This is a genomic window from Aromatoleum petrolei (assembly GCF_017894385.1).
GTDB lineage: Bacteria > Pseudomonadota > Gammaproteobacteria > Burkholderiales > Rhodocyclaceae > Aromatoleum > Aromatoleum petrolei.
The window spans coordinates 1,060,744-1,078,444 of the sequence record NZ_CP059560.1 but is presented as its reverse complement, the minus strand read 5'-3'; the positions used below and the strand labels follow the sequence as shown (position 1 = coordinate 1,078,444).

Sequence of the window (17,701 nt, the reverse complement as noted above, 5' to 3'; positions counted from 1 at the left end):
GGGAGCTCTTCTGGGGCTCGCTGTCGACCGCTTTCCTCCGCATCCTTGCGCGAGGGACGTCGACCGGACCGGGGCCAACCGGCCGCAAGTATATTTCAGGATGATGGCACAAGGCAAAGCGGCAACAGTCAGGCGCGAGCGCGTCGATGATTCCGTGGCCGGTCAGCGGATCGACAACTACCTCATGCGGGTGTGCAAGGGGGTGCCGAAAAGCCACGTCTATCGCATCCTGCGCAGCGGCGAAGTGCGCGTGAACGGCGGTCGGGTCGGTCCGACTTACCGTCTGGCGCTTGGCGACGAAGTGAGGATCCCCCCGGTTCGCATCGCCGAATCGAGCACGCCTGCGGCGGTCCCCGCGGGCAAGCCCTTGCCGGTCGTGTACGAGGACGACGCGATCATCGTCATCGACAAGCCCTCGGGCAAGGCCGTGCATGGTGGCAGCGGGGTGAGCTTCGGCGTCATCGAGCAGCTGCGCAGCCAGCGGCCGCAAGCGCGCATGCTCGAACTCGCACACCGTATCGATCGCGAGACTTCGGGTCTGCTGATCATCGCGAAGAAGCGCTCAGCGCTCACCGCCCTGCATGACATGATGCGCGAGGGGCGTGTCGAGAAACGCTACCTCACGCTGGTGCCGGGACGGTGGGGCAATGCGCTCCAGCACGTGAAGGAGCCGTTGTTCAAATACCTCACACCCGAAGGCGAGCGACGTGTACGGGTCAGCGGCGATGGCAAGCCGGCTCACAGCATCGTGCGGCTCGTGAAAAGGTGGCAGCGTTTCAGCCTGCTTGAAGTGGAGCTCAAGACCGGTCGTACTCATCAGATCCGCGTCCATCTTGCCCACCTCGGCTTCCCGCTGTGCGGGGACGACAAGTACGGCAATTTCCCGCTCAATAAGGCGCTCGAGCAGGAGGGCTTGAAGCGGATGTTCCTCCATGCGGCCCATCTCGCTTTTGCCCATCCGCTGAGCGGGGAGCCGATCGTGCTGCATGCGCCGCTACCCGAGGAGCTGCAGGGCTTTATTGATCACCTGGATGCAACCGAGTCTCGCAACTATGGTTAAGCGTTTCGACCTCATCGTCTTTGACTGGGACGGAACCCTCATGGATTCGGCGGCCGCGATCGTGAACGCGATCATGGCCGCGACGCGCGATCTCGATTTGCCGCTGCCGTCCGAGGCGCGCGCGCGCCATGTCATCGGGCTGGGGTTCTCCGATGCGCTGCGCCACGCGGTGCCCGATTTGCCCGAGTCCGACTATCCGCGCATGGTCGAGCGCTATCGGTACCATTACCTTGCGGGGGACCACGAGCTGTCGCTGTTCCCCGGTACTTACGCGATGATAGGGGAGCTTTCCGCGGCCGGCCGGATGCTGGCGGTTGCAACCGGGAAGAGTCGGCTCGGACTCAATCGCGCACTCGAACAAAGCGGTCTGGGGCCGTTCTTCCACAGTACGCGATGCGCGGATGAATGTTTCTCCAAGCCGCATCCGGCGATGCTGGAGGAGATCATGGACGAACTTGGTGTCGCCCGGGATCGCACGCTGATGGTCGGTGACACCACGCATGATCTTCAGATGGCGAGGAACGCAGGGGTGGCGGGGCTCGGCGTAGCCTTCGGCGCACATCCGCGGGAGGCGCTGGAACTCGAGGAGGTCGTGGGGCTTCTCGATTCGCCAGCCGAGCTCGCCCTGTGGTTGCGCGAGAACGCCTGATCTTCAGTTCGCCAGAATCAGAAAAAGGGTAGGGCGTTTCGCGAGGTCGGGTTTGGGTTTCATGCGCCAGTCGGCAATGCTTGCGCTGCCCACCCACTCGTTGTCCGTGGTGAGTTCGCGTGCGATACACAGGCGCGTGGTCGGGCGGCAGTTTGCCAGCAGGGCATCGAACAGCCGCTCGTTGCGGTAAGGGGTTTCGATGAATATCTGCGTGCGCTGCAGGCGCCGCGATTCATCCTCAATCTGCCGGATGCGTCCGTTGCGTTCCGAATCGGCAACAGGCAGATAACCGTTGAAGGCGAAGCTCTGGCCGTTCAGGCCGGACGCCATCAGGGCGAGCAGAATCGACGATGGTCCGACCAGGGGGCGCACTTCTAGGCCCAGCGCATGTGCCCGCGCGACCAGCCGTGCCCCGGGGTCCGCGACCGCCGGACAACCGGCTTCCGACATCAGGCCAATATCGTGCCCCTGTAGCGTCGGGGCCAGCAGCGCATCGAGTGCCGCGCTGGAGTCCTTCTCCGGCAAGACCTGGATGTCGATGTCCCGCAATGGGCCCGGGTGGTCGAGGCGCTTCAGTTCCGATCGTGCGGTCTTGGCGTTCTCCACAACAAAGTGGCGGAGCCGCCGCGCAATCGCCTGAACCTCGTTCGGGAGGATGTGCGCACAAGTCGTGTCGCCGAGGCTGACTGGGACCAGAAACAATGCTCCGCGCCGTGTGCTCATGGGAGTTGCATGCCTTCTGCGCGCAGCAGGCGTGACAGTGCAATGAGCGGCAGGCCGATCAGGGCGGTCGGATCGTCGCCCGAGAGCGATTCGAGGAGCGTGATCCCCAGTCCCTCCGATTTGGCACTGCCGGCGCAATCGAGCGGGCGTTCCTTGTCTACATAACGTCGGATTTCCTCGTCGTCAAGTTGGCGAAAGCGCACGAAGGTCGGCACGCTCTCGCTGCGGACGTGGCCAGTACGTGTATTGACGACCGCGAGCGCGGTGTGGAACGTGACGGCCTGTCCGCTCATGCGATGCAATTGCGCGACGGCTCTCTCGACGGAGCCGGGCTTGCCGAACACTTCATCGCCGATGTGCGCAACCTGATCGCTGCCGATCACGAGGGCGTCCGCGTGTTTGAGTGCGACTGCCCGTGCTTTCTCGATCGCCAGGCGATTTGCGGTGGCGGGTGGTGCTTCCCCGGGCAGGGGGGTTTCGTCAACCTTCGGACTGGCCGTCTCGAACGGTGTCTGGAAGCGCTCCAGGAGCATGCGGCGATAGGCAGAGGTCGAGGCGAGTATCAGTTTCATGGTCGAAGTGGCGGCGGCCGTGCGGCGCTGCGAGGCTCGTGCAGCCTCCTCGGTAGCGCAAATCCTTGAAAATAGGCGTTTCGGGGTTTTGACAGGGGAAGCCGAAAATAATATCATGCGCCTCTTATGCCGCAACGAAGCATTCTTCCGGATCCGTTCAAGTTTGCAGCCGAAGGCCGTAGTCTGAGTGCGGTCATTCCGCTGGCGGAGTTGCCGCGGCTTGGCGACGTGCTGCTCGACAAGTCCGGTAGCGTGCAGTTCAGCCTTGTCGGCGAGATGGGGCTGGATCGCAGACGGCGCATGCGGCTCGTTATCTCGGGCGAATTGCAGATGCGCTGTCAGCGCTGCCTCGGTCCGATGGTCTGGCCCTTGGATGTGGATGTGGTCTTCGAGCTCGTCAGGCCCGGTCAGCCGATCGCGGACGACGAGCTGGAAGAAGATGCGTTCGATGCAATTGAAGCGATGCCGGATATGGATGTGACGGCGTTGGTCGAGGATGAGATCGTGCTGGCGGTGCCCATTGCGCCTCGGCATGAAAAGTGTGAGGTGCCCCGCCCGGACGGTGGGGCCGTAAAGGAATCGCCTTTCGCGTCGCTTGAGAAGTTGCGCAAGAGCGACGGCGCGGAATAGGCGCGATATTTGTACTAGGAGTCTTTCATGGCCGTTCAGCAGAACAAGAAATCCCCCTCCAAGCGTGGCATGCATCGTGCGCACGACTTCCTAACCAATCCCCCGCTCGCGGTCGAAGCGACCACTGGCGAAGTCCATCTGCGCCACCACATCAGCCCGAGCGGTGTGTATCGCGGCAAGAAAGTCGTCAAGACCAAGGGCGAATAAGTCCTGTCTTCCAAGGCGGCGCGGCGCTTAGGGCGTCTGCGCCGTTTTTTCATCCCGAATTCCTGTTCGAGTTGCGCGAAAGCACCATGGGTGTCACCGTTGCGATTGACTGCATGGGCGGCGATCATGGCCCGTCCGTGACGGTGCCGGCCGCGCAGGCCTTCCTGCGCAACCATCCCGAGGCCAAGGTGATTCTGGTCGGGCGTCAGAGTGCGCTCGATCAGGCCGTGGCAGCGATTGGGAATGGCTTTGCGGACCGTCTCTCGGTTCGTGCCGCGTCCGAGGTCGTCGAGATGGACGACCCGCCGGCGATCGCAATGCGCACGAAGAAGGATTCGTCGATGCGCGTCGCCGTCGATCTGGTGAAGGCTGGTACGGCCCAGGCCGCAGTTTCCGCCGGCAATACGGGCGCGCTGATGGCGATCTCGCGCTTCGTTCTCAAGACGCTCGACGGCATCGACCGGCCTGCGATCGCCACCATCCTGCCCACGCGAACGGGGCAGGTGTATGTGCTCGACCTCGGCGCCAATGTCGACTGCGAGCCCGAGCACCTGCTGCAGTTCGGCATCATGGGGGCGATGCTCGTTTCTGCGGTCGAGCACGTCGACCGCCCGTCGGTGGGTCTGCTCAATATCGGCGAAGAGGCGATCAAGGGCAACGATGTCGTGAAGCGCGCCGGCGAACTGCTGCGCGGCAGCGGCCTGAATTTCTATGGCAACGTCGAAGGCGACGATATCTACAAGGGAACGACCGACGTGGTGGTCTGCGACGGCTTCGTCGGGAATGTGGCGTTGAAGACATCAGAGGGGCTTGCTCAGATGCTCGCCGCATTCCTCAAGGAGGAATTCAGCCGCAGCCTGCTGACCAAGGCCATGGCGGTTGTCGCGATGCCAGCGCTCAAGCGTTTCAAGAGACGCGTGGATCATCGTCGCTACAATGGCGCGGCGCTGGTCGGCCTGCGTGGTGTGGTGGTCAAGAGTCACGGCTCGGCTGACGTGTATGCATTCGAGCAGGCCATTCACCGGGCCGCCGAGGCTGCGTCGAATCGACTTGTCGAGCGCATCAGCGAGCGGATGGCGGCAATGGGGAGAGCAGCATGATCTTTGCACGAATTGCCGGTACAGGAAGCTTCCTGCCTGGCGAGCCGGTAAGTAATGACGATCTGGTCGCGCGCGGCATCGATACGTCGGACGAGTGGATCGTCGAGCGCACCGGCATCCGTACCCGGCACCTCGCGGCACGCGACGTCACCTCGAGCGATCTAGCCTGCGAAGCGAGCCGCCGCGCCATCGCGGCCGCTGGTCTTCAGCCTGAAGACATCGATCTTGTCGTTGTCGCGACCTCGACCCCCGACTGCATCTTTCCGAGCACGGCGACCCTGCTGCAATCCAAGCTCGGCATGCGCAACGGCGCGGCGGCGTTCGACGTGCAGGCTGTTTGCACGGGCTTCGTCTACGGACTGACGATCGCCGAGAAGTTCATCTTGTCCGGCAGTCACAAGCGTGCGCTGGTGGTGGGCGCCGAGGTGTTCTCGCGCATTCTGGACTGGTCTGACCGCGGCACCTGCGTGCTGTTCGGCGACGGTGCAGGTGCCGTCGTGCTCGAAGCGTCCGACAAGCCGGGGATTCTCGCGACGGCGCTGCACGCCGACGGCAGCCACCATCCCATCCTGTGCGTCCCAGGGGCGGTTGCCTCCGGTCAGGTGATCGGCGACCCGTTCCTGCGCATGGACGGGCAGGCGGTGTTCAAGTTCGCGGTCAAGGTGCTCGGCGAGGTCGCCCAGGAGGTGCTCGCCGATGCCGGTGTGCAGGCCGCTGCAATCGATTGGCTGATTCCGCATCAGGCGAACATCCGCATCATCCAGGCGACCGCGAAGCGGCTGGGCGTGCCGATGGAAAAGGTCATCGCCACCGTCGATCGTCACGGCAATACGTCGGCCGCATCGATCCCGCTCGCGCTCGACCTCGCCGTGCGCGACGGTCGGATTCGTGCAGGCCAGCGGATCGTCGTCGAAGGCGTCGGCGGCGGCTTTACGTGGGGCGCAGCGCTGCTCCAATTCTGAGTCAGGACAAGAACAATGGCTTTTGCTCTGGTGTTTCCGGGACAGGGTTCCCAATCCGTCGGAATGATGTCGGGCTACGGCGAACGTGCCGAAATCCGCGACACCTTCGCCGAGGCGTCGGACGCGCTCGGCGAGGACCTCTGGCAGATGGTCAATGACGGCCCGGTCGAGCGGTTGGCGCTGACCGTCAACACCCAGCCCCTGATGCTCACGGCCGGCGTTGCAGCGTATCGCGCATGGCTTGCGGCCGGCGGCCCGAAGCCGCAACTTGTCGCCGGCCACAGCCTCGGCGAGTATTCGGCGCTGGTCGCCGCCGGGGCGATGGCCTTTGCCGATGCCGTCCCGCTCGTGCGTTTCCGCGCGCAAGCGATGCAGGAGGCGGTTCCCGCCGGTGAGGGCGGCATGGCCGCGCTGCTGGGCCTGGAGGTCGAGGCCGTCCGTGAAGCCTGCGCCGAAGCGGCGCAGGGCGAGGTGGTCGAAGCCGCCAATTTGAACGCCCCCGGCCAGATCGTGATCGCCGGCGCGAAAGGCGCCGTCGAGCGTGCAATCGAGGCCGCGAAGGCGCGTGGCGCGAAGCGCGCGATGCTGCTCCCGGTGAGTGCCCCGTTCCATTGTGCGCTGATGAGGCCGGCCGCGGAGCGGCTCGCCGAGCGACTCGCAGCGGTGACCATCAACAAACCCGCGATCGACGTTATCAACAACGTGGATGTTGCCGTGTATGACGATCCTGTCAGGATCCGCGACGCACTCGTACGCCAGGCTTTCTCTCCGGTGCGCTGGATCGAACTCGTGCAGGACATGGCGCGCCGTGGCATGGGGCACGTCCTCGAGTGCGGCCCTGGCAAGGTGCTCGCGGGCATGACGAAGCGGATCGCAGGTGAAGTGCAGGGCGGCTCGATTCACGACGCCGCGAGTCTCGAACAATCCATTGCCGCGTTGAGGTGACATCAATGAGTTTTTCGCTCGAAGGGCAGGTGGCCCTCGTGACTGGTGCGTCTCGCGGAATCGGGCGTGCGGTCGCCCTCGAACTGGGGCGGCTGGGCGCGACGGTCGTCGGTACCGCGACGTCGGAAGCCGGTGCCACGGACATCGAGAATGGTCTGCGGGAAGCCGGTATCAAGGGCTGCGGGATGGCTCTCAACGTCACCGACGCCGCTGCGTGCGAAGCAGCGATCGGCGATATCGAGAAGCGCTTCGGTGCCGTCGGTATCCTCGTGAATAATGCCGGTATCACGCGCGACAACCTTGCGATGCGCATGAAGGACGAGGAGTGGGACGCGGTCATCGAGACCAACCTCAAATCCGTGTTTCGCATGTCGCGTCTGGTCATGCGCGGCATGATGAAGGCGCGTGGCGGCCGCATCATCAACATCACGTCCGTGGTCGGCAGCGCCGGCAACCCCGGGCAGGCGAACTACGCGGCGGCGAAGGCCGGCGTTGCCGGCATGAGCCGGGCGCTGGCTCGCGAGCTGGGTAGCCGCAACATCACTGTCAACTGTGTGGCGCCGGGGTTCATCGACACCGACATGACCCGTGCGCTGCCCGAAACGGCCCGCGATGCGCTGCTGGGCAACATCGCCCTCGGCCGACTCGGACGTCCCGAAGAAATCGCCGGAGCGGTGGCTTTCCTAGCTTCGCCCGCTGCCGCCTACGTTACGGGCACGACCCTGCACGTGAATGGTGGCATGTACATGTCGTAATCGCCGGCGGCGATAGCGGTTCTCATCCTTTTTGGTAGAATACGCCGGCTTTTTTTCTTACATATCTGGATCATTCTGGGAAGGAGTTAGTTCATGGAGAACATCGAGCAGCGCGTCAAGAAAATTGTCGCCGAACAACTTGGTGTGAACGAGTCGGAAATCAAGATCGAGTCCTCGTTCGTCGACGATCTGGGCGCGGATTCGCTGGATACCGTGGAACTGGTTATGGCCCTCGAGGAAGAGTTCGAGTGCGAAATCCCAGACGAGGAAGCTGAGAAGATCACCACGGTTCAGCAGGCGATTGACTACGTCAACGCCCACCTGAAAAAGTAACACTGATTACCGGAGCGAACATTGACCCGTCGCAGAGTCGTCATTACCGGTCTGGGCATCATTTCCCCGGTCGGCAATACCGTTCCGGAGGCCTGGGACAATATCGTCAACGGCCGCTCCGGTATCGGCGAGATTACGCGCTTCGATACCACGAACTTCCCGGTGAAGATCGCCGGTGAGGTGAAGGGGTTCGACATCGGCGCGTATCTCTCGCCGAAAGAGGCGCGCCGCATGGATGTATTCATCCATTACGGCATGGCCGCCGGCATCCAGGCGTTCAAGGATGCGGGATTGCAGGTAACCGCAGAGAACGCTGAGCGCATCGGCGTCAATCTGGGTTCGGGCATCGGCGGTCTGCCGATGATCGAAACGACCCACGACGATTACCTGAAGGGCGGGGCGCGCAAGATTTCCCCGTTCTTCATCCCCGGCACGATCATCAACATGATCGCGGGCAATCTGTCGATCATGTTCGGCCTCAAGGGGCCGTGCCTGGCGATGGTCACAGCATGCACGACTGCCACACATTGCATCGGCGAGGCGGCACGCCTCATCCAGTATGGCGACGCCGACGTGATGGTCGCGGGTGGCGCGGAGTCGACCGTCACGCCTCTGGCCGTGGGCGGGTTTGCCTCCGCTCGTGCGCTTTCCACGCGCAACGACGATCCGCAGACGGCGAGCCGTCCGTGGGACAAGGGGCGCGATGGGTTCGTGCTGGGCGAGGGCGCCGGCGTGCTCGTGCTCGAGGAATACGAGCACGCGAAGGCACGTGGAGCGAAAATCTACGCCGAAGTCGCGGGCTACGGTATGAGCGCGGACGCCTACCACATGACCGCCCCGTGCGAGGACGGCAACGGCGCCGCGCGTTGCATGACGAATGCGATGCGCGATGCCGGCATGTCGCTCGAAGAGGTTGACTACATCAATGCGCACGGCACGTCGACGCCGCTCGGCGACCTGGCCGAAACGACGGCGGTCAAGCGTTGCTTCGGCGACCGCGCGAAGTCGATAGCGGTCAATTCGACCAAGTCGATGACGGGTCATCTGCTGGGTGCCGCCGGGGGTGTCGAGGCGGTATTCACCACGCTGGCGATCCATAACCAGATCGCTCCGCCGACGATCAACATCTTCGAGCAGGACGAAGGCTGCGATCTCGACTATGTCGCGAACAAGGCCCGCCCGATGGAGATCCGCGCCGCCCTGTCGAATTCGTTCGGCTTTGGCGGTACCAACGGAACCATCGCGTTCCGCCGCGTCTGAGTCGGAATGGGGTAGCCCGTGCGCTACCCGCTTGAAATCAGGCTTCGTCCGTCGAAGCTGATTTTGCTGTTGAACGCCGCGATCCATGCGATCGCGGCGTTTGCATTTCTGCGTTCGTCGTTTCCTCTGCCGCTCGTGATCGTCGTCGTCGCGGGGCTGGGATTCTCGCTGCACTTGGCGAACCGCGCCGAGAGCGAGAAGGCGGGGGGCCGTCTGGTTCTGCAGGACAATGGCGAACTGTCAGTGGACCCCGATGGCCGCGGCCAGCAAACCGTGTATGCGTTGGCTGAGCCGGGGTGTGTCGATTTCGGTTGGGCAGTGTGGATTCACTGGCGCGGTACGCGGGTACGGCGCTCACCGCGCCGGTCGATACGAGGGGCGCTGATGCTTGTGCGCGGAAACGTCCATGAGGATGAGTGGCGCGGGCTGAAGATCTGGCTCCGCCACAAGGTCGGTCCTGGCCGTGTCGAAGGTGCAGCCGAAAACGACGCGACCGAGCGCTGAGTGCCCCCGCTGCATTGAGTCGGGGGCTCCGTTTCGGTGGAACGACTTCTGGCCGTCGTTCAGCGCCGGTGGGGTCGCAGGATGGTGGGACGTGCGACCGGCAGCGTATCCGGGTAATCGCGCGAACTGTGCAGGCCACGGCTCTCCTTGCGGCGCAAGGCGCAGCGCACGATCAGGTCGGCGGTGACAACGAGGTTGCGCAATTCGATCAGATCGTTGCTGACGCGGAAGTGCGAGTAGAACTCGTTGATTTCGCGCGCCAGCAGGCGGATGCGGTGCTGGGCACGCTGCAGGCGCTTGGTCGTGCGCACGATGCCGACATAGTCCCACATGAAACGGCGCAACTCGGCCCAGTTGTGCGAGATCACGACCTCTTCGTCGGCGTCGGTCACACGGCTCTCGTCCCAGTCGGGGAGTTTTGGCAGGGGGCGCTTCGCCTGAGAAAGGATGTCGTTTGCTGCCGCCTCGCCGAAAACGAGGCACTCCAGGAGCGAGTTGCTGGCGAGGCGGTTGGCGCCGTGAAGGCCTGTGTACGCCGATTCGCCAACGGAATAGAGGTTGGGAACGTCGGTACGTGCGGCCAGGTCGGTGACGATGCCGCCGCAGGTGTAGTGCGCCGCCGGTACGACGGGAATCCCCTCGCGCGTGATGTCGATTCCCAATTCCAGGCAGCGTGCGTGAATATTGGGAAAATGTTCGCGCAACCACTCTGCCGGTTTGTGGCTGATATCAAGGTAGACGCAGTCGAGACCGTGTTTCTTCATCTCGAAATCGATGGCACGGGCGACGATGTCGCGCGGCGCCAACTCGGCGCGTTCGTCGTGCGCCGGCATGAATCGGGTGCCGTCGGGCAGCCTGAGCAGACCGCCTTCGCCGCGCACGGCTTCCGATATCAGGAATGATTTTGCTTGCGGGTGATAAAGGCAGGTTGGGTGGAACTGGATGAATTCCATGTTCGCCACGCGGCAACCGGCACGCCACGCCATGGCGATGCCGTCGCCGGTCGCGACGCTGGGGTTGGTCGTGTACAGGTAGACCTTGCCCGCTCCGCCGGTGGCAATCACGGTGTTGCGGGCGCCGATCGTCTCGACGCGGTCGTTGGCGATGTCGAGCACGTATGCGCCAAGGCAATCCTGCTCAGGGAGGCCCAGCTTGTCGCCGAGGATCAGATCGACCGCGATGTGGTTTTCGAGGATGTCGATGTTCGGGTGCTTGCTGACCTGGTCGGTCAGTGTCGCCTGCACCGCAGCACCGGTGGCGTCCGCAGCGTGGATGATCCGCCGGTGCGAGTGGCCGCCTTCACGCGTGAGGTGGTATCCGAGGCTGGATTGATCCTCGCGGGTGAAGGGAACGCCACGTCCGATCAGCCATTCGATCGCTGCTTTGCCGTGTTCGACGACATAGCGTGTAGCCTTTGGGTCGCACAGGCCGCCGCCTGCGATATAGGTGTCCTGGATGTGCGCCTCGATGCTGTCGGAGGTGTCGAGGACCGCGGCGATGCCGCCTTGAGCCCAGGCGCTGGCGCTGTCGGAGATCGCTCGTTTGGTAATCAGGGCGACTCGGAGTTTGTCTGCCAGACGCAGTGCGATCGATTGTCCCGCCGCGCCGCTGCCGAGGATGAGTACGTCGTATTGTTTTGACAAGATCGTATGTGCCAAGGATCGACAGGTTCATGAACTATATCACGTCCGACGTGTCCCTCCGGGTGCTTGGGCGCAGTGGGCCTGTGGCGCACCGGAAAACCATGTCGGGGTCTGAACTATTTCAAAGCGTGTCGGTCTCCTTGTTAGCTTCGACTTTGCCGGAGACGGGGCTGGGTCGCTATACTGGCGCGGATTTTGCCCAACATAGAGTAACGACCCGCCCATGAGCGATCGCGAGATAGATCAGCAGCTTGTTGAGCGCGTGCAACGCGGTGACAAGCAGGCTTTCGGCTTGCTGGTAGCAAAGTATCAACGCAAGCTGCATAGGCTGCTGTCCCGCTTGATCCGCGATTCGGCAGAGGTCGAGGATGTGGCTCAGGAAACCTTCATCAAGGCGTATCGCGCCTTGGGATCGTTTCGTGGTGATAGCGCTTTTTACACGTGGCTCTACCGTATCGGGATCAATACCGCCAAGAACTACCTGGTTTCGCAAGGGCGACGGGCGCCCACCTCGACCGGATTTGATTCGGAAGAGGCGGAAACCTTCGAGGAAGGCGAGCAGTTGCGCGACATCAATACGCCGGAGCGCCTGATGATGACTCGGCAAATCGGCGAGACGGTCGATCACGCGATGGAAGCGCTGCCGGAGGAGTTGCGTACTGCGATCATGCTGCGTGAACTCGAAGGGCTGAGCTACGAGGAAATTGCCAGCATCATGGATTGTCCGATTGGAACCGTGCGTTCGCGAATTTTCCGCGCACGCGAGGCGATAGCTGAAAGACTGCGGCCGCTGCTGGATACGGCACCTGATAAACGTTGGTAGGTGGTACTCATGAAGGACAGATTGTCGGCACTTCTGGATGGTGATCTCGACGAGCAATCGGCGCATCCGGTTTTCGAGTCGATGCGGCGAGACCGCGCATTGCGCACCGACTGGGAGGCTTATTGCCTGATCGGTGACGTACTGCGCGGAGATCGTGACGGCAACGCCGGATTCGTCGGGCGTGTCATGGCGAACATCGACGAGGAGCCAACCCTGCTGGCGCCTTCCCGGCACGCCGCCGCGGAAGGCGGGCGATTGTGGCGATCGCTGATGCCGCTGGCCGCCTCGGTGATGGGTGTGGCCGCCGTGGGCTGGGTGGCGCATACGCTGTACAGCGATCAGGCACAACCATCGGTTGGGCAGATCGCCGTCGCCCAATCATCGACTGCAGTTGCCGCGCACGCGGCGGTACGTCCGGTTGCGGTTTCGCCGAGTCCGGTTGCTGTGGATCCGACCCGCGAATATGTCTTTGTGCATCAGGCGATGTCGGGCGGCGGGCCCATCTCGGGTGTGATCCAGCACGTGCGCACCGTTTCTGACGTCGGGCAGGGCAGTGGCCGATGAGGTGGGCGTCAGCTGTATTGGCGGTCTGCGCGGCATTGATGCAGGCGCCGGCCTTTGCCGAGTCGCCGGGTGATCCCCTCTCCTGGCTCGGGCGCATGGCCACTGCGGGGCAGCGCCTCAACTATTACGGGACCTTCATCTATCAGTCAGGGAAGAATTTCGAGACCTCGCGTATCGCGCACATGAGCGATGCGAACGGTGAACATGAACGCCTGGAGGTGCTCGACGGCAGCCCGCGGGAGGTGATCCGCAGCAATAGCGAGGTTCGGTGTGTGCTGCCCGACCAAAAGACAGTCATCGTCGATCGGCCCGGCACGCGGCGCGCCTTTCCGTCGCGGCTGCCAGTGGCGTTCGGCGGCCTCGCCGAGAATTATCGAATCCGCAAGGGCAGCGTGGGGCGTGTTGCCGGACTGGATGCTCAGCAGATCATCCTCGAGCCGAAGGATGACCTGCGTTTCGGCTACCAGTTGTGGGCGGAGGTGCAGTCCGGTCTGCTGCTCAAGGCCCGTACGGTCGATGATCGCGGCGAGATCGTCGAGCAATTCACCTTTAGTGACGTGAAGATCGGCGGCGAGATCGACAACGACGCCTTCCGCCCACGCATCACGAAGAGCAGCGACTGGCGGGTGGTCCACGCCAACGGCGTCGAGGTGCGCAAGGAGGACAGTGGCTGGGCGCTCAATGCTCCGCTCGCGGGTTTCTCGCTCGTTTCGGTAATGCGCCGGCCCCTCGGTCGCGATCGCGGCGACGCGTTGCATATGGTGTATAGCGACGGACTCGCGTCAATTTCGGTGTTCATCGAGCCGAACGAAGGGGTGCGTGTCGAGCCCGGACCCTTTGCGAGTGGTGCGATCAACATCTACAAACGCGTTGTTGGTCAGTATCTGGTGACGGCCCTGGGCGAGGTGCCATTGCGTTCGGTGCAGCGGCTGGGCGACGCGATCGAGCCGGTGACGCGATGAATGAGGCGCAGGGCATCGTCGATCGGGTCGAAGGCGGGCGCGCCTGGGTTCGTCTCACCGAGCGGGCGGGCGGCTGCGGACGCTGCGATGAGCCGGGCGGCTGCCGTTCGACGGGAATCGCGTATGCGTTGAAGGCGCCGAATGAAGTGTTCGCGGTGCCGAACTCGATCGATGTCCGGCCGGGCGAGCTGGTGTGCCTGCGGATGCACGATGGTGCGCCGTTGCGGGGTGCGCTGCTGGGCTACGGCCTGTCCGTCGCACTGCTGCTGATCGGCGCCGCGCTGGGTAGCGCATTGGCCGACTTCGGTGCTCAGGACCTGAGCACGGCGGTGGGCGGGCTGGCCGGTCTTGCTGTTGCGCTCGGGGTCAATCATATGGTGTTCCGTAGCCGCACCGTGCGACACGGCTTCGAGATCGAGATGGTGCGCGGGAGCGCAGGATGTGGTGTGGCAGGGGCGCAGGAGGGATGAACCTCGGACGTCTGCTGCGCGCGATTGTCTTTGCGCTGTCGTGCGCGTTTGCGGTCACCTCCGCATATGCCGCGGGCGGCGTGATCGCTTTGCCCGATTTCACGCAGATCGTGCAGCGACATGGTGCGGCCGTGGTGAACATCAGCGCTGCCCAGGCGGGCAAGGGCGCGGGGCCCGGCTTTCCCCAACTCTCGCCGGATGATCCGATGTTCGATTTCTTTCGGCGCTTCGTTCCGCGCAAGCCCGAGCATCCTCGCATCGACCCTGACAACAAGTCGCTCGGCTCCGGGTTCATCGTGAGCGCCGACGGTTATATTCTCACCAATGCGCATGTCGTCGAGGGCGCAGAGGAGATTATCGTCCGCCTGGTAGACAAGCGTGAGTTCCGGGCAAGGGTGGTGGGGGCGGATGCGCGCTCCGACGTTGCGCTGATCAAGATTGATGCGACGGACTTGCCGCGCCTTGCGATTGGCGATCCGGAAAAGCTGCAGGTCGGCGAATGGGTCGTCGCGATCGGATCGCCCTTCGGGTTCGATCATTCGGTGACCGCCGGCATCGTCAGCGCGAAGGGCCGCAGCCTTCCGGATGAGAACTTCGTGCCCTTCATCCAGACGGACGTCGCGATCAATCCGGGCAACTCGGGGGGGCCGCTTTTCAACCTGAAGGGCGAAGTGGTCGGAATCAACTCGCAGATATACAGCCAGACCGGTGGTTTCATGGGGCTGTCTTTTGCGATCCCGATCAACCTCGCGATGGAGATCCAGGCGCAGCTCAAGGCCAGCGGACGGGTGCAGCGCGGACGCATCGGCGTTGCAATCCAGGAAGTCACGCGCTCGCTCGCGGAGTCTTTCGCGCTGCCGCGTGCTGAAGGAGCACTCGTGAGTGCCGTCGAACCCGAAGGTCCGGCTGCGCGGGCGGGCATCCAACAGGGTGACGTGATCGTGCGTTTCGCCGGCAAGGCGGTCGATGAGTCTAGCGACCTGCCACGGATCGTGTCGTCGAGCCGCCCCGGGGCTCAGGTTAGCCTGTCGCTGTACCGCGCGGGTGTGCTTCGCGAGGTCGGCATCATGGTCGGCGAATGGGCTGACGAAGGTGCTCCGCGCTCGCGTCGAAGCGAGCGCGCCCAGCCAGCTTCCAATAAGCTCGGGCTGGTGCTCGGATTGCCGACCCCGGCGCAGAAGCGTGAACGCAATGTGGAGCACGGGCTGGTTATCGAGCGGGCGCAGGGGGCTGCAGCACGCGCCGACCTGCAGGTCGGGGACATCGTGCTCGCGATGGTGTCCAGTGGACGTCAGGTCGCGCTGAAGACGGTGGACGGCTTTACGCGCCTGGCGGCCGACATCAAGGACGGCCAGTTGGTCACGCTGCTGGTGCATCGCGGTTCCGGAACGAGCTACGTGACGCTGAGGGCGGGAGATTGAGCGTGGTGCGCGAATTGACCGTGATGAGCCGCGAGTGGTGCCACCTGTGCCATGAACTTGTCGATCGCCTGCTGCCGCTTGCTGCCGAACTCGGATGGCGCGTGCGCATTCTTGACGTCGATGCGGATCCGGCGCTTGAAGCCAAATGGGATGAACTGGTTCCCATCGTCCTTGCCGGCGACACAGAGCTGTGTCATTACCATCTGGACGAGGGCGCGATCCGTGCCTATTGCGGGCGTTTTCCGCTAGAATCCGCCGTTTAGCCGATTCAACCGATACTTATTGGGTGCCGCGAGGCACCTTTCTTTTGTTGGCGCATGCAACACATCCGAAATTTCTCCATCATCGCCCACATCGATCACGGCAAGTCTACGCTGGCTGATCGCCTCATCCACTATTGCGGCGGACTATCCGATCGCGAGATGGAGGAGCAGGTGCTCGATTCGATGGACCTCGAGCGCGAGCGCGGGATCACGATCAAGGCGCAGACCGCCGCCCTGCAGTACAAGGCGAAGGATGGCCAAGTCTATAACCTCAACCTGATCGACACTCCGGGACACGTCGACTTCTCCTATGAGGTGAGCCGTTCGCTGTCGGCCTGCGAGGGGGCACTCCTCGTGGTCGATGCGTCGCAAGGCGTGGAGGCGCAGACGGTCGCGAACTGCTACACGGCGATCGAGCAGAACGTCGAGGTTGTTCCGGTCCTGAACAAGATCGACCTGCCCGCGGCGGATCCCGACAACGCGCGCCAGGAGATCGAGGACGTCATTGGCGTCGACGCGTCCGAGGCGGTGCTGTGTTCGGCAAAAACCGGGCTGGGCATCGAGGATGTGCTCGAGACTGTCGTGCGCCGCGTGCCGCCGCCCGAAGGCGATCCCGCCGCGCCGCTGAAGGCGTTGATCATCGACTCGTGGTTCGACAACTACGTCGGCGTGGTGATGCTGGTGCGCGTCGTGGACGGCGTGCTGCGGCCGAAGGACAGGATTCTCCTGATGGCGACGGGCGCACAGTATCCGTGCGATCAGGTCGGCGTGTTCACGCCGCGCTCGGTTGCGCGTACTGAATTGTCCGCAGGCGAGGTGGGTTTCATCATCGCCGGCATCAAGGAGCTGCAGGCGGCGAAGGTCGGCGACACCGTGACGCTCGCGAGCCGGCCGGCCGCTGAGCCGCTGCCCGGCTTCAAGGAAATCAAGCCGCAGGTGTTCGCGGGCCTTTATCCGGTCGAGTCGAGCGAGTACGACCAGTTGCGCGATTCGCTGGAGAAACTGCGCCTCAATGATGCTTCGCTGCAATTCGAGCCGGAAGTCTCGCAGGCCTTGGGTTTCGGTTTCCGTTGCGGCTTCCTCGGGCTGCTACACATGGACATCGTGCAGGAGCGTCTCGAACGCGAGTTCGACATGAACCTCATCACGACGGCGCCTACCGTCGTGTACGAGGTCGTGATGAACAGCGGCGAAGTGATTCATGTCGAGAATCCCTCCAAGTTGCCCGACCTGTCCAAGGTTGCGGAGATTCGAGAGCCCATCATCACGGCGACGATTTTCATGCCGCAGGAGTACGTCGGTCCGGTGATCACTCTGTGCAACCTGAAGCGTGGCGTGCAGGTCGATATGCGCTACCACGGCCGTCAGGTGCAGCTGATCTATGATCTGCCGATGAACGAAGTGGTGATGGACTTCTTCGACAAGCTGAAGTCGGTGTCGCGCGGTTACGCCTCGCTGGACTACGAGTTCAAGGAGTACCGTGCGGCGGATCTCGTGAAGCTCGACATGATGGTCGGCGGCGAGAAGGTCGATGCGCTGTCGGTGATCGTGCATCGCGCCTCGGCACAGTATCGCGGCCGTGAAGTGGCGGCGAAGCTGCGTTCGCTGATCCCGCGCCAGATGTTCGACGTCGCCGTCCAGGCAGCGATCGGCTCGCACATCATCGCGCGTGAGACCATCAAGGCGCTGCGCAAGAACGTGCTCGCGAAGTGCTACGGTGGCGACATCTCGCGCAAGAAGAAACTTCTCGAGAAGCAGAAGGAAGGCAAGAAGCGCATGAAGCAGGTCGGAAACGTCGAAATTCCGCAGGAGGCCTTCCTCTCCGTGTTGCGGGTGGACGAAGGCAAGTAGGCGG

The 17,701-nt window shown here is 63.3% G+C and carries 21 protein-coding genes; 18 read left to right on the top strand and 3 right to left on the bottom strand.

Annotation, left to right across the window (positions count from 1 at the left end):
* The first annotated feature begins 100 nt into the window (after positions 1–100).
* The gene (locus ToN1_RS04900) at positions 101–1,060 is read left to right on the top strand and encodes an RluA family pseudouridine synthase (RefSeq protein ID WP_169206722.1); all 960 of its coding nucleotides are present in this window, start codon (positions 101–103) and stop codon (positions 1,058–1,060) included.
* On the top strand, positions 1,053–1,709 hold the full coding sequence (locus ToN1_RS04895; protein WP_169206721.1) for an HAD-IA family hydrolase: 657 nt from the start codon (positions 1,053–1,055) through the stop codon (positions 1,707–1,709). The genes ToN1_RS04900 and ToN1_RS04895 overlap by 8 nt, the downstream gene beginning before the upstream one ends.
* A gap of 3 nt (positions 1,710–1,712) precedes the next feature.
* Here ToN1_RS04895 and ToN1_RS04890 read toward each other — a convergent pair whose 3' ends face one another.
* Both ToN1_RS04890 and ToN1_RS04885 read right to left on the bottom strand, forming a co-directional pair.
* Entirely contained in the window at positions 1,713–2,432 is a 720-nt protein-coding gene (locus ToN1_RS04890) for an SAM-dependent methyltransferase (protein ID WP_169206720.1), read from the bottom strand.
* A complete protein-coding gene (locus tag ToN1_RS04885; RefSeq protein WP_169206719.1) occupies positions 2,429–3,004 on the bottom strand; it encodes a Maf family protein in 576 nt (191 codons plus the stop codon). Before ToN1_RS04885 ends, ToN1_RS04890 begins: the two co-directional genes overlap by 4 nt.
* 126 nt (positions 3,005–3,130) lie before the next feature.
* Between ToN1_RS04885 and ToN1_RS04880 the strand changes: the two genes are divergently transcribed.
* The 9 genes from ToN1_RS04880 to ToN1_RS04840 all read left to right on the top strand — a co-directional run bounded on the left by ToN1_RS04880 (position 3,131) and on the right by ToN1_RS04840 (position 9,700).
* Positions 3,131–3,634, top strand: coding sequence for a YceD family protein (locus ToN1_RS04880; protein ID WP_169206718.1), 504 nt, complete (start codon positions 3,131–3,133; stop codon positions 3,632–3,634).
* Positions 3,635–3,661: 27 nt separating this feature from the next.
* Positions 3,662–3,841, top strand: a complete 180-nt coding sequence (gene rpmF / locus ToN1_RS04875) for a 50S ribosomal protein L32 (RefSeq protein ID WP_018992335.1) — start codon at positions 3,662–3,664, stop codon at positions 3,839–3,841.
* Positions 3,842–3,927: 86 nt separating this feature from the next.
* Positions 3,928–4,941, top strand: coding sequence for a phosphate acyltransferase PlsX (gene plsX / locus ToN1_RS04870; protein ID WP_169206717.1), 1,014 nt, complete (start codon positions 3,928–3,930; stop codon positions 4,939–4,941).
* Entirely contained in the window at positions 4,938–5,903 is a 966-nt protein-coding gene (locus ToN1_RS04865; protein ID WP_169206716.1) for a beta-ketoacyl-ACP synthase III, read from the top strand. The genes plsX and ToN1_RS04865 overlap by 4 nt, the downstream gene beginning before the upstream one ends.
* Before the next feature lie 15 nt (positions 5,904–5,918).
* Positions 5,919–6,848, top strand: a complete 930-nt coding sequence (gene fabD, locus ToN1_RS04860; protein WP_169206715.1) for an ACP S-malonyltransferase — start codon at positions 5,919–5,921, stop codon at positions 6,846–6,848.
* A 5-nt stretch (positions 6,849–6,853) separates the two neighbouring features.
* The gene (fabG, locus tag ToN1_RS04855; RefSeq protein ID WP_169206714.1) at positions 6,854–7,603 is read left to right on the top strand and encodes a 3-oxoacyl-ACP reductase FabG; all 750 of its coding nucleotides are present in this window, start codon (positions 6,854–6,856) and stop codon (positions 7,601–7,603) included.
* A 93-nt stretch (positions 7,604–7,696) separates the two neighbouring features.
* Positions 7,697–7,936, top strand: coding sequence for an acyl carrier protein (gene acpP, locus ToN1_RS04850; protein ID WP_004255952.1), 240 nt, complete (start codon positions 7,697–7,699; stop codon positions 7,934–7,936).
* Between the two features lie 21 nt (positions 7,937–7,957).
* Entirely contained in the window at positions 7,958–9,196 is a 1,239-nt protein-coding gene (fabF, locus tag ToN1_RS04845; RefSeq protein ID WP_169206713.1) for a beta-ketoacyl-ACP synthase II, read from the top strand.
* An 18-nt stretch (positions 9,197–9,214) separates the two neighbouring features.
* Positions 9,215–9,700: a protein YgfX gene (locus tag ToN1_RS04840; RefSeq protein ID WP_169206712.1), complete on the top strand. Its 486-nt coding sequence runs from the start codon at positions 9,215–9,217 to the stop codon at positions 9,698–9,700.
* Positions 9,701–9,759: 59 nt separating this feature from the next.
* Here ToN1_RS04840 and nadB read toward each other — a convergent pair whose 3' ends face one another.
* The gene (nadB, locus tag ToN1_RS04835; RefSeq protein WP_169206711.1) at positions 9,760–11,343 is read right to left on the bottom strand and encodes an L-aspartate oxidase; all 1,584 of its coding nucleotides are present in this window, start codon (positions 11,341–11,343) and stop codon (positions 9,760–9,762) included.
* A 223-nt stretch (positions 11,344–11,566) separates the two neighbouring features.
* Between nadB and rpoE the strand changes: the two genes are divergently transcribed.
* The 7 genes from rpoE to lepA are packed head-to-tail and all read left to right on the top strand — an operon-like array spanning position 11,567 to position 17,697.
* Positions 11,567–12,166 (top strand): RNA polymerase sigma factor RpoE, encoded by a 600-nt coding sequence (rpoE, locus tag ToN1_RS04830; protein ID WP_169131844.1) that lies wholly within the window; start codon positions 11,567–11,569, stop codon positions 12,164–12,166.
* Between the two features lie 9 nt (positions 12,167–12,175).
* Positions 12,176–12,730 carry a sigma-E factor negative regulatory protein gene (locus tag ToN1_RS04825; protein WP_169206710.1) on the top strand — a complete coding sequence of 185 codons (555 nt, stop codon included), beginning with the start codon at positions 12,176–12,178 and terminating at the stop codon, positions 12,728–12,730.
* A 38-nt stretch (positions 12,731–12,768) separates the two neighbouring features.
* Positions 12,769–13,692: a MucB/RseB C-terminal domain-containing protein gene (locus ToN1_RS04820; protein ID WP_244861122.1), complete on the top strand. Its 924-nt coding sequence runs from the start codon at positions 12,769–12,771 to the stop codon at positions 13,690–13,692.
* Positions 13,689–14,162 (top strand): SoxR reducing system RseC family protein, encoded by a 474-nt coding sequence (locus ToN1_RS04815; protein WP_169206708.1) that lies wholly within the window; start codon positions 13,689–13,691, stop codon positions 14,160–14,162. Before ToN1_RS04820 ends, ToN1_RS04815 begins: the two co-directional genes overlap by 4 nt.
* Positions 14,159–15,583 carry a Do family serine endopeptidase gene (locus ToN1_RS04810; protein ID WP_169206707.1) on the top strand — a complete coding sequence of 475 codons (1,425 nt, stop codon included), beginning with the start codon at positions 14,159–14,161 and terminating at the stop codon, positions 15,581–15,583. The genes ToN1_RS04815 and ToN1_RS04810 overlap by 4 nt, the downstream gene beginning before the upstream one ends.
* A gap of 23 nt (positions 15,584–15,606) precedes the next feature.
* Positions 15,607–15,846 carry a glutaredoxin family protein gene (locus ToN1_RS04805; RefSeq protein WP_169206731.1) on the top strand — a complete coding sequence of 80 codons (240 nt, stop codon included), beginning with the start codon at positions 15,607–15,609 and terminating at the stop codon, positions 15,844–15,846.
* 54 nt (positions 15,847–15,900) lie between these two features.
* A complete protein-coding gene (lepA, locus tag ToN1_RS04800; protein ID WP_169206706.1) occupies positions 15,901–17,697 on the top strand; it encodes a translation elongation factor 4 in 1,797 nt (598 codons plus the stop codon).
* The last annotated feature ends 4 nt before the right edge of the window (positions 17,698–17,701 follow it).